This window comes from Streptomyces sp. NPDC003248 (assembly GCF_055563235.1).
Map to the genome: position 1 here is coordinate 680,965 of NZ_JBVHDT010000001.1, position 12,544 is coordinate 693,508.

General features: G+C 75.1%; 1 protein-coding gene. It reads left to right on the forward strand.

From position 1 onward, the window contains the following. The first annotated feature begins 3 nt into the window (after positions 1-3). Positions 4-12,465, forward strand: a complete 12,462-nt coding sequence (locus ACZ3KJ_RS02880) for a WXG100-like domain-containing protein (RefSeq protein ID WP_467524061.1) — start codon at positions 4-6, stop codon at positions 12,463-12,465. Positions 12,466-12,544: the final 79 nt, after the last annotated feature.

Consider the following 12,544-nt stretch of genomic DNA (forward strand, 5'->3'; position numbering starts at 1 on the left):
CCCATGGCGGTCGAGGCGTCGGACGAACTGCGCGGGCTGTTCCTCGCGCTGACGGGCATGGAGTTCCCGAAGCTCAACGAGGACAAGCTGCGGGCGCTCGGCGAGGGATACCTCGCCACCGCGCAGGGGCTCGCCGCCCTGCCCGACCAGATCGTGCAGGTCACCCGCACCATCCGGTCCCGGTTCGACGCCGGGGCCGCCGACGCCTTCTCCCGCTCCATCGCCGAGTTCACCTCGGGCCGCACCAACTACGTCGCCGCCGGCCAGGAAGCGGCGGCCGGCATCGCCGCGTACGCGCGCACCACCGCCACCAACGTCGAATACAGCAAGTACATGGCGATCGGGCAGCTGCTCCAGCTCCTCCTGGAGATCGCCTGGTGCATCGCCAACGCCTTCCGCACCTTCGGCCTCACCCTGCTGCTGATCCCGGTCTACCGGGCCATCACCTCGCGCTTCCTGCTGCGGCTGCTCACCTTCCTCTGGCAGCACCTGCTCGCCCACGTGATCATCAACACCGCCGTCGCGGTCTCCCTCGACCTGCTGATCCAGCGGATTCAGATCAGCAGGGGCACCCGTGACTCCTGGGACCGCGACCTCACCCGGGACGCCTTCGTCGGCGGCATCGTCGAGGGCGTGGTCTCCGGCGGGCTGGGCCTGGCGGGGGCCAAGCTGGCCCAGGTGTTCGGCCGCAGCGTCGCCAACCGGACCGGGAGCGCCCTGCGGGGCCAGGTCAGGGACCTCGGCGGCGGTGCCGGCGGCGTCTCGGCCGACGCCCTGGGCCGGAGCGTCACCGACCTCGTCTCCCGCAACGACGACGACCTGCTGTCCGCGCTCGGCGACACCGGCGGCCGACAGCTGAGCGACGAGGCGGTGACCCGGCTCGGCCAGGACTTCGGCGAGCTGTTCACCACTCACTTCGGGCGGCAGCTCGGCGAGGGCGCGGCCCGCGACCTGGGCGAGGCCTACGGACGGACCTTCGCCCGGAACTGGGGCGACGACGGCGCCGCGGACGCGCTCGGCCAGGTCCTCGGCGGCGGGGCGGGCGCGGGGCTGCCCGCCGGTGTGCGCACCACCCTCGCCGAGCTCCCCGACACGGTGCTGAACTCGGTGAACACCACGCGCGACACGGTGGTCACCAAGGCCCTGGACCTTCTTGGCGAGGGGGTCGAGGAGGGGCTCACGAACACGTTCGCCGACCTCGTCACCAACCTGGTGCTCACCGGCGAGCTCTCCACGAACGCCTGGAGCTTCGTGTCCGGCCTCACCTCGGGCACGACCGCGGGCGCGGGCGTCGAGGGCGGCATCAGCGCCGTCGAGAACCTCCGGCGCCTCGGCGACCTCGACACCTCGGGCATCCCCGACGCCACCGCGGCCCCCGCCGCCCCGGACCTCGCCCCAGCACCGGACGGGACGCGGGGACCGGGCCTGAGCGGGGACGGGGGCGTGGACGTGGACGTGGACCGGGGCGCGGGTGTGGTTTCGGACGCGGGCACAGGCACGGACACCGACGCGGACGTGGTGGACGTGGACCGTGGCGTCGACGCGGCTGTCTCCTCGCCTGCCTCGGTCACTTCGTCGACCGCCGTGTCGACCGGGTCGGTGTCGACCGGGGGCGTTCCGATCACTTCCGTACCGACCAGTTCCGTACCGCCCAACTCCGTACCGACCGGTTCCGTGCAGAGCGGTTCCGTGCAGAGCGGTTCCGTCCCGGCCGGGACGAACAACGCCCAGGGAACGTCGTCGTCCGTCGCGCCCTCTCGCCCGCCCGGCGATACGCGTGCAGCGGGCGAAGCCGAGGTCTCGCCCCGGCCCAAGCCCCAGGCCACCGCTTCCTCCGCGCCCCAGCCGTCCACCTCCCGGTCACCCACGTCTCAACCGTCCACCTCCCAGCCGTCCGCGTCCCGGCCGCCTTCCGAGGGGGGCGCGCAGGCTCCCCGCGCGACCGGCCCGGTGTCCAGCGCCGTCGCACCCGTCGCACCCGTCACCTCCTCGGCCGCCTCGGGCCACGGCGGCCCGGCGGTCCCCATCAGTACGGCACCTGCCGTCGGAGACCCGAAGCCGGCCCGCCCCTCCGTCGAGCAGCCGAGGACGCCCTCGTCCCCGGATGCCGAGGACCCGGATGCCGAGACCCCGGACGCCGGCACGGCGGACACCGGCAGTCCGGACCCCGAGCGCCCGGCCACCGGCGACGGTGCCGTACAGGCGGCCGTACGCGCGGCCGTACCGCCCGGCACCCCCGTGCTCACCGGCCATCCGGCCTGGGAGGCCGCGCGGGCGGCGGTGCCACCCGTCACCCGGTCGCACACCTGGGTCGATCCGGTGTCCGCGCCGGCCGATCCGAACCGGCCGGGGGAGTCCACGCGGTACGCCGTGCGGTCCAGGTTCGACGCACGCCGTGTCGAGTACGACGGCGAACAGGTCACCGACCTGACGGTCCGGGTCGCCGTCGGCCCGGAGGGCATGCCGGACGGCGTCTGGGACAAGGTGCGCGCCGGTGTCGAGGAGTTCTTCAACGCCCCGGGCCACCGGCTGCCGGGCGGCGATCTGCTGCACGTCACCGTGGAGCGGGTGGCGCACGACCCGCATCCCCACGCTCTCACCGTCACCTTCGTGGACCGGGACCTGCCGATGACCCGCACCGCGTGGTGGGCCGACGCCGAGCCCGTGGACTACGCGCACGAGATCGCGCACCAGCTCGGCCTGCGTGACGAGTCGCGGGACGACAGCGCGCCGCATCGCCCCGACGTCCCGGGCAGCCTGCTCGGCGACTACACGCGCACCGCTCCGAAGGGGCTCCGGCAGAGCGGCCTGCGCGGCCGTCACCTCAGCCTCCTGGACGCCCACATCGGCGATCCGACCGCCACCGCGGGGAGCGGCGGCCGCCCGGGCCCCGCGTCCTCCGCCGCGCGCCCCGTGGCGACGGTGAGCGGACGGACCGGCGCCGAACCCCGCGCGCCCCGCAAGCCCGGCCCCCGGCCCACCGACCACACCCAGGCCGGCCCCGGGCCCGTACCTCCGGCACCGGCACCGGCACCGGTACCGACCGCGACCGCGACCCCGGCAACGGCCCAGGCCCAGGCCCAAGGCCCGGCCCCGGCCCCCGTCACACACACCGCACCGAACACCGCACCCAAGAGCACACCGGAGAGCACACCGGAGAGCACACCGGAGAGCGCGCCGGAGAGCGCGAAGAAGAGCGCCCAGCACAAGCAGTGGATCAGCACCCGCCTCGACGGCACCCGTCCGCCCCGGCTGGAGCGTGACGCCTCCGCGCCGTCGCGGGAGGGCCGTACGCCCACCCGGTTCGACGACGGCACGCGCATGCCCGCCTACGTCGACGACGTGGCGTCGTTGCTGGAGGGCATGCCCGACGACCTGCTGCCGGAACTGCTGGCCACGCCGGGCACCTTCGGGCAGAGCGACGTCGCCCTGCGCGGCATCGGCGAGGTGCTGGACGAGATCGGCACCTTCCTGGGGCGTGACCCGTCGCTGAGTCCGCGCGGACCCGGGCGCGACGACCCCGGCGCCGCCACCGGTCTGCTGGCCGACGTCCGGTCGGCACTCACCCGCCGGCCGCGGAGCCTGACCGGCGGACGCCCGTTCCCCTACACCAACTCCCGGGGGGAGCAACGGGTTCTGCACCTCACCGCCCGCCACTACGGCAACTGGCAGCGGTTCTCCGACGAGTACGGCAACCCGTCGAAGATCGACACCATGGACCGGGCCGTCACCCAGGCCGGACAGAGCAAGAGCGTGCAGTCCGTCACCCAGATCGGGCTGGGCGGACCGTTCCTCGGCCCGCTCGGCACGCTGGCGTTCGGCGGCTTCGGCCGCCTCAACGTGCGGGCCGGCGTCAGCACCAAGGTCGGCTACACCCAGACCGACCAGGTCACCGGCCAGATGGAGACCCGCACCCTCGACGGCTCGAAGGTGTACCTGGACGACGTGTACGTCGAGGTGTCCGTCACGGACGCCGACGGGCACGTCGTCTCCGCCCCCGACCCCGCCGACCCGACCGGCCCCGAGACCCCCGCGCGCGGTGGTTTCGCCGTACGGGACGGGCTGATGCTGCGGCTGCCCGACAGCGTGACGAAGCCGTCGGCGCCCGGCCGGATCCCCCGGTCGATCGCGCTCGACCACAACTCCCCGTACCGGCTGGTCCGCACCGAGGGCTTCGGTCCGGTCGCGCAGATCCGCGACTGGGCGGCGGAGGAGATCGGCGCGCGGCCGGGCAGCACCGCCTACCGGGAACTCGACGCCTTCTTCTCCAGCGACTCCTTCCAGCGGCACGCCCGCCAACTGTCGGCCGGACGGGTGGTGACGCCGCCGCTGTTCGCCGACGACCGGGCGAAGACCCCGCTCGGCGTCTTCGTCGTGGAGCGGACGGTGCCGGTGCGGGCGACGCTCGTCGGCGAGACCTCCGAGGCCGAACTGCGGGACATCACCACCTCCACCGTCCGCAACGACCAGAGCTTCGCCAAGGGCGTCAGCCTCGGCGTCGACGGCGTCCTGGGGCCCGCCTTCAACCTCTTCGACCTCGGCGACGGGCACCTCAACCTGCGGCTCCAGTTCGGACCGGCGTTCCGCGCCCTCCACTCGGTGACGCGGTCGGCCGCCCTGGGCGGCTTCGGGGCGCTGAAGACGTCCGGCCAGGTCAAGGGCGACCCCACCGGCCTCTACCTGGTCAAGAAGACGGTGTACGTGCGGCGGGGCGGCAGCGGCGCACCGCCGCGGCGGTTCCACACCTGGAGCGTGGACCGGATGACCCGCTCCGAGGCCCGCCGGCTCGCCGGCTGGGACGACGGGACGAAGCTGCCGCTGCGCAACGGCCTGCCGGCACCGTTCGCCCCGGCCCACCTGACCCCGGACCGTCCGGTGACCCTGGGCATGCACCGCGTGGAGGAGTTCTCGCACCCCGACGGGCGGCGCACCCGCGACGCCGACGGCATCGGCCGCACCCTGCCGGACGACTTCGCCGACACCGTCCTCGCGGCGCTCGCCGAGGCCCACCCCGGGCTGGTCGCACCCCTCGACCAGCTCGCCCCGCCGTCGCGCCGGGGGGCGCGGGCCCGGGTGCGGGGCCTGCTGGAGCCGGCGGACCCGCTGTCCGTGCCGAACCGCCCGGAGCACGGGCGGTTCGGCGACGCCGACGCGTACCGGACGGCGCTCGCCAACACGCTGGAGGTCCTCGCGGTGCTCTCGCCGCAGGGCCTGGCGGGCAGCCTGGAGACACTGATCACGACCGGCGTCCAGATCCGGCTGACCGAGCCGGGCACCCTCGGGCAGGGCCACCGCCACATCCGGGTGCACGCCGAACTGACCAACCGGCGGTACGAAGGCCGGCAGGACGACGTCAAACTGCGGCACAGCGCCCCCGGCGGCCAGCGGACGGACGGCCAGGAGAGCCGCAAGCGCGCGGTGGGCGGCGGGTTCGACGTCATGTTCGGCTTCCGCGACCCGGACTCCTCCGGGAGCGCGCCGTTCCTCCCCGACAACACGGGCGCCCTCTCGCTGGGCGGCCGCTACGCGCGGCAGAGCGACTCCGAGTCCGGGTACGGCGCCACCGTCTCCCACGAGCCGATGTCGGTGAGCATCCGGCCGTCCCACCTGTACCGCTACGACCTCGCGCTCACGGTGAGCCACGGAGGGTACTGGCGCTTCCGCGGGATGCTGCGCGGGGTCGCCACCCTGGGACTGCTGGGGACGCAGCCGTTCGTCTTCAGCAGCCCCCGCGACGTGCTGATCGGCACCACCACCGGCGGCGAGCAGATCCGCGGCGGCCCCGTGAAGGGCCAGGTGCTGATCAGCGTCCCCGACCAGCACGCGCCCGCCGTGGACCCGCACCGGCCGGACGCGCCCGACGTCCACCGGTCGCTCCGCGACCCCCTGCACACCGTGCCCATGGACCGCGAACGGGCGCACGCGCTGGCCACCGGCGACCTCTCCCGGAGCGGAGGCCGGGGCCGGGCGGACGGACGCGGTGCGCAGACCTTCCGCGACCTCCAGAACCACCCGTTCGTGACCGTGAACGTCGTCGTGCCGCCCGGGCTGACCGACGCGGTCCAGGACGTCGTACGGCGCGCCTCGGGCGGAACGTGGCAGTACAACGAGGAAGGCGCCCCCGCGCGGGAGGCGATCATGCGCGCCTTCCAGCCGCAGTACGCGACGGCCAACTTCGACCAGAGTTCGGGACCGCTCGGCTTCGGCATCAGCGCGCTGATGGGCAAGTCGCCGTACGCCACCCTGTGGGCGACCTTCCGCCACTTCACCGCGGTGCGGAACATCCACCCGCTGACCGGGCCGATCGCCATGGACACCGAGATGGTGCTGGCCGGCGGCACCCAGGCGTCCGGCAAGATCAGCAGGAGCAGCCTCCTCTCCTTCGGCGGCCAGTTGACCTACGCCAAGCCCCACGGCGTCGGCCCGGGAGTGGTCGGCACCTACGGACTCGCCGTCAACCCCTGGTCGTGGTCGGGGCAGAAGAGCGTGACCGTCACCCGCAGCGTGGTCGCCGACCTCAACCTGAAGGGGTTCACCCACCAGGTGCTGGTGTCCGGCACCGTCGAACACTGGACGGCGATGGTCGCCGGCATGCTGGGGACGGCCGCCGCGAACCTGCCCCTCGTCCCGGACTCGCTCGCCGGAACGGCCGGTTCCGTCACCTCCGTCCCCGGCGGCTGGACGGCACACCTGCCGGAGAAGAGCGCCCACCGGCTCAAGCTGATCAACGACGGGATGGGCGACGTCCCCGCCTACACCGCGCGGACCTGGTCACCGCAGCCCTGGCTGCGCGGCAACTCCTTCGGCACCTTCCCGGTGAACGCGCTGGACCCCACCGCCGTGCTGGCCCGCTTCCACCGGAAGGTGAAGGACCTCGGCTTCGACGACGTCGCCCTGGAACAGGTCCGCCGGCTCGTCACCTCCCGCGTCCTGCGCGCCCTCGACCGGGAGATGACCGGCACCGGCGTCTCGTCGCCGGCCCGGTCCGGCGGCTGGGGCTGGGGAAGCCTGCGGATCGGCACCCGGCAGGCCCGGGTACGGGTCGAGCTGATCCCCGGCGAGTCCACCTTCGAGATGCTCGACCACAGCACGGAGATGGAGGAGAACCGGCGGGCCGTCGAGACCGTCCAGGAAGCCTCGGACGTCACCACGGGCCGCGACGTCGGCCTCCTGACCGGCGAGGGCGTGCAGACCGGCGACCCGACGGCGGTGGCCGCGGGCCCCACGTACTCCGAGACCGGTACCTCCCGGCACACGGTCGCCTCCGGCCACACCGTCTCCTCCAGCACCACCTACCGGGCCGCCTCCACCGAGCCGCACGCCGAGATCTCCACGCCGTACAGGCTCCGCATCACCCTGGAGGTGACACCGGACTCCGCACCGGCCGGCCCGCGCGGCCCGGACCCGGCGCGGGAAGCCGCCACCGGACCGCGGCAGAACCCGGACCCGGCGCGCGGAGACGTGGCCGGACCGCGGCAGACCCCCGACTCGGCGCGCGGAGACGTGGCCGGACCGCTGGAGCGGGCCCGACGCCGGTTCACCGGTGCGACGACCGTCACCGAGACCGACTCCGTCGGCATACTGCGCGAACACGTCCCGCTCAGCCTGATGGTGCCGGACCCGGACCCGCACCTGCCCGCCACCGACCCCCGGCTCGGCCCGCCCGACCTCACGCTCACCGCACCTCCCCGCGCCGGTGTCCCGCCCGAGCTGCGGGAGCCCGGCGTGCGGTACGGGGACGGCACCCGGAAGCCGTTCACCGTCCCCGAGAACGGGTTCCACGTCCGCCGGATCATCGGACTCGAACACGTCCAGGAGGCCAACAACCGCGCCCTCGCCGAGTCCTACGGCCTGAACCTCTCCGCCCTCGACGGCGAGGAGTCGGGGGACAAGCGGTCCGGGGGCGCGCGGTCCGGGGGTACGCGGTCCGGTGACCAGCAGTCGGGGGACAAGCGGTCCGCCGGCACGCGGTCGGGTGACAAGGCGGCCGGCGCCGCCATGTCCCGTGCCGACGCCGACCGCCGTCGCGCGCGGCTGCTCCTGCGGGCCAGGGACACCGGCCTCACCCGGCTCGGCACGGGTGCGGCCCAGGCGCTGGAGGACGGGACCAACAACACGGCCCTGTCGACCTTCTACGACCGGACGCTGACCCCGGCCGGCTACCAGGTGCCGGGGCTGACCCACCGCCACCTCGTCGGCACCGACACCGGACAGCTGTCGCTGTTCTCCCGGCCCGACTTCAGCCGGGCCGTGCTGCTGACCGTCGCCGACGGCAAGAAGATCGAGGTGCTCCGGGAGACCGGCGAGGGCGCGAGCACCTCGGTCGCGCAGGAGAACGTCCAGGACTCCGCGCTCGGCGCCGGAGTGATCGTACGGTCCGAGCAGACCGGCCTGAACCAGCTGGCCACGACCGTCACCGGCCCCTACGCCGCCGACGGCGACGGGGCACCGGTCGGCGGCGACCACGCGTCGTCGGTCAACGTCAAGCCGAAGACCGGCCGGGAGTTCCTGTTCGCCGTCCCCACCAGCTGGCTCAGCGTCGCCGACGTGCACCGGGGCGTCAAGGACAGCCGCCTGGGGAAGGCGGTCGCCGGGACCTTCGGGTTCCTCAGGCCGGGGCCCAGGACGGTCACCTCCGAGACGTACGTCCTCGTCTGGGTGCGCGACGACGTCGCCCGCGACCTCGCCCTGATCGACGACACGAACTTCCCGTCCCGGGTCTCGGCGGCCTGGGACGCCGTGGGCAAGGCGAGCAAGGCGTGGACCGACGCCGACAAGGCGTACTGGAAGAAGCGCCGCACCGCGCTCCCCCTGCGCGAGGCCGTGGACGACGCGAGCGGCGCCCTGAGGACGGCCCGGACCGCCGCCGCGGACACCGCGCGGAGCCTCGCGCCGGTCCGGGAGGCCGCCGACGCCGCGGACCGGGAGCTCCGGCGCGCCCAGGACGACGCGGCCGGGGACCACGCCCGCGCACGGCGGATCACGGAGGCGGCCGACGCCCTCGACGCCGCGGACACCGCCCTCCGCCGGGCCCTGGACGCCGCGGCCGACGGCCGCACCACGGCACGCACCACGGCCGACACCGCCCGGGACACCCTCGACGCCCTGCGCGGCTGGGCGGACCTGCCGGGCGAGGGCCCCGACCCCGACCGGCTCCGGCAGGCCGCCGCCGACCTCGCCGAGGCCGAACGGACGGCCGCCGGTCCGCGCGAGGACGCCGACCGCGCGGTCGGCACCGCCCGCCGCCTGCGCGACGAGGCCGCCGCACGGCTCGCCGAGGCCGAGCGAGCGGCGGGCGCACCGCCCGCTGAGCCGTCCCCGGCCGCCGACACCGGGCGCGCCCGGCGGACCGCCGCCGCACTGCGCGACGCGGCCGGCCGGCGGGTCGACGCGGCACGCACCCGGCGGCAGGAGGCGGCCGGGCGACTCGTCGGACCCGCCCGGGCCCACGACGAGGCCCGGGCGGAGGTGGAAGCGGCGACCGGCCGGCTGAACACGGCACGCGCCGCCTTCGAGGCCCGGCGCGCCGAACTCACGGCACTGCGCGAGACCGCGGAGACCGCCGCCGCCGAGTACCACCGGGTACGGGCGGGCGCCGACCGGCTCACCCGGTGGCACCGGCTCGCCGCCACCGAGGAGGGCCGGCGGCACCTCGGCGACCTGGAGGAGCCGCCCCCCGTCAGTTATCAGGCCCCGCCCAAGAAGCCCGCCCCGGCCGAGGTCCCCGCCCCGGCCCGCCCCCGCTACACCAGGACCGCCCCCGGCCCCCGGCCCACCGCCACCGACGGGGCCGGGGCCGGGCCCACCGGGACCGCCGCCGCTACCCGGTCCACCGTCACGGACGGGACAGGGAGCGGCGGGGCCGCCGCCGACGCCCGGCTCACCGCACCCGACGGGACCGAGTACACCCTGCGTGACGTGCCGAGGGACGGCGACGCCTTCTTCCACGCGCTCGCCCGGGGCCTCGTCGAGGCAGGCTCGCCGCTCGCCGCCGAACACGGCATCGTCCCCTCCGACCCGGAGATGCCCGCCAAGCTGCGCCGACTGCTGTCGGAGCGGCTGACCGACCCGGCCGACGCGGACCTCCTCGCGGCCGTCGCCCCCGACCACACCGACGTCTTCACCGCGGCCGAGGTCCAGGCGACGGGTCCCGTCCCCGACCTGCGACCGGACACACCGGGCCGCCGCGAGTTCGACGCGCTCGGAGTGATGCCGCACTCGGTGACCCTGGACGACCGGGCCCGGGCCGGGCTGGCCGCCGCCCAGCTCCGGCGGCAGGGGACGGCCGACGACGAGACCCGCTGGGACCATGCCGCCGCCGACCTGCTCCCGCTCCTCGCCGCCCGCACCTTCGGCGTGGACGTCACCGTCGTCCGCGGCGACGGCAGCTTCCAGGACTTCACCCCGGGCACCCGGACGGCCGCCGGCCGGCTCCGCACCCTGGGCCTCGTGGACGACGGCGCCGACGCCGGGCGCACCCACCTGGTGCTGAGCCTGGACGACCGGCACTACCAGCTCGCCGTCCCGGTGACAGACCGGGCCGCGACGCCCGACACGGACCCGCCGGCCGGCCCTCCGGCGCCCGTCGTGCCGCCCTGGGGCGTTGCTCCGGGCACCGATCTGGACCACGCGTACGGCGCGCTCGCCGGGCCGAAGAAGGTGAAGGACGAGGAGCGGGAACAGGCTCCGCCGCCGGGGGATCCGGGCGCGGGTTCGGGATCGGGCGCGGGTTCTGGATCAGGGTCTGGTGCGGGTGCGGGTGCGGGTGCGGGTGCGGGGAAGCGCCCTGTCCGGGTCAATCCGCTGTGGTACTCGCTGGACGACTTCCGTCCGACGCTCCTGGAGCGCAAGGCGGCGACCTGGCTCTATTCGGTCGACGCGGAGGGCGACATCCATCTCGGGGTGGAGGAGATGGACAAAGCCTTGGAGAGAGGCGAATTCCAGGAGCTGTTCGACCGGATGGCGGCCAGGAACCCGGACCTGACGGAGGAGGAGCTGCGGCGGGGGCTGGAGGGCCAGGGGCATCCGACGACGGCGCTGGGTTTCGACGCCTCGGGCCGGACGTCGGTCCAGCCGGCCCGGGTGAGCGGTGAGTTGGCGTGGAACGAGGAGAAGGGGCGCTGGGAGGTCAACGACAAGTCAGGCCGGTACATGAGTGACAGCGTCCGGAAGGTGACCGCCGAGGAGGCGCTTCGCTGGGTCGGCAACGTGGCCCGGCGGATGTCCGCGCGGTGGGGGGTTCCGGTCGAGCCGGTGCTGGCCAAGCACGGTGCTCCCCAGCAGCCGGCCCCGCCACCGGCCGACCAGCCCGCGCCCCACGCGCCGGCGGACGCGGACGTCACCGGGCCTCGCACCGCCGTCGTGCAGGCGGCCGACGTGCCGGCGCAACCGCGGCCCAACGCCTCCGCCCACCCGGCCGATCAGCCGGCCACCCACTCGACCGCCCACCCGGCGCCCGATGTGCCCGATGTGCCCGACGAGCCCGGCGCGCCGGAGGGGCCGGTGCGTCTCTGGGCCCAGGGAGTGCCGCAGCAGGTGCCGGCCGACGGCAACTGTCTGCTGTACGCCTTCATGGCGAGCGACCCGGGGTATGTCCGCGACCGGCTGCCCGGCCTGGCCGCCGACGACCCGGTGGCCTACGCATGGCTGGGGGACCCCGCGAGGGTGCGCCGCGACCTGGCCAGGAACGCGCGGGTCCTCTCCCGGTTCGGCGTCCTCCTCTCGGGCCCGCACACCCAGCTCGCCGCCGCCATGGCGGAGCACGTGGCCCGGTCGCTGGGCGGGGACGCCGGGCCGCTGCCGGCCGAACTGGCCTGGCAGTACCGCGGCAGCGAGTCGTCCGAGGGGTTCACCGCACGGGTGTGGGCCATGGACCGGGAGCAGGTGCTGGACCAACTGCGCGCGCACGGTCTGGCGCCCTCGGACGACTCGGCGTCCCCGACCGACGAAGAACTGCGCGACCGACTGCTGAGGGACGCGCCGCTCCAGGACGACGAGCTGGCCCGTCTGACGGAAGCCGTCCAGGACTGGAGCGGGCGCTGGGCGTCCGCCGAGGGCGAGACCTTCCTCCTGCTGCTGGCCCACGCCTTCGACGTACGGTTCGCCGTCTCCACGGGCGGCGGACAGGGCGACGGGCCGACGCACGGCGGAGGCTCCGAGGTCGGCCCGCGCGGCGCCACCCGGCTGATCGAGCTCTACCGCAGCACGGGCAGCGGTGGACGGGGCGGCGAGCACTACAGCGGAAGCGACGCCCCGCCCCGCGAGGAGCCCCGGGAGCAGGGCGGCCAGGGCGAGCCCGGGCGGTCGGCTCCGGTTCCGCCGTCTCAGGACCCGCCGTTCCAGGTCCTGCCGTCGCAGGTCCCGCCGCCTCAGGTCCCGCCGTCCCAGGCCCCACCACCCTTCCAGGCCCCCGAAGAAGCTCCGACCGCGGAGGAGCTGAAGTGGCTGACCCGCCTCAACCCGTGACGGGCACACCGGTCCGGCGGCGCGCGCCCCGATGATCCGCCGGACCCGCCCCGCACCCCATCTCCTTCTCCATCTCCCC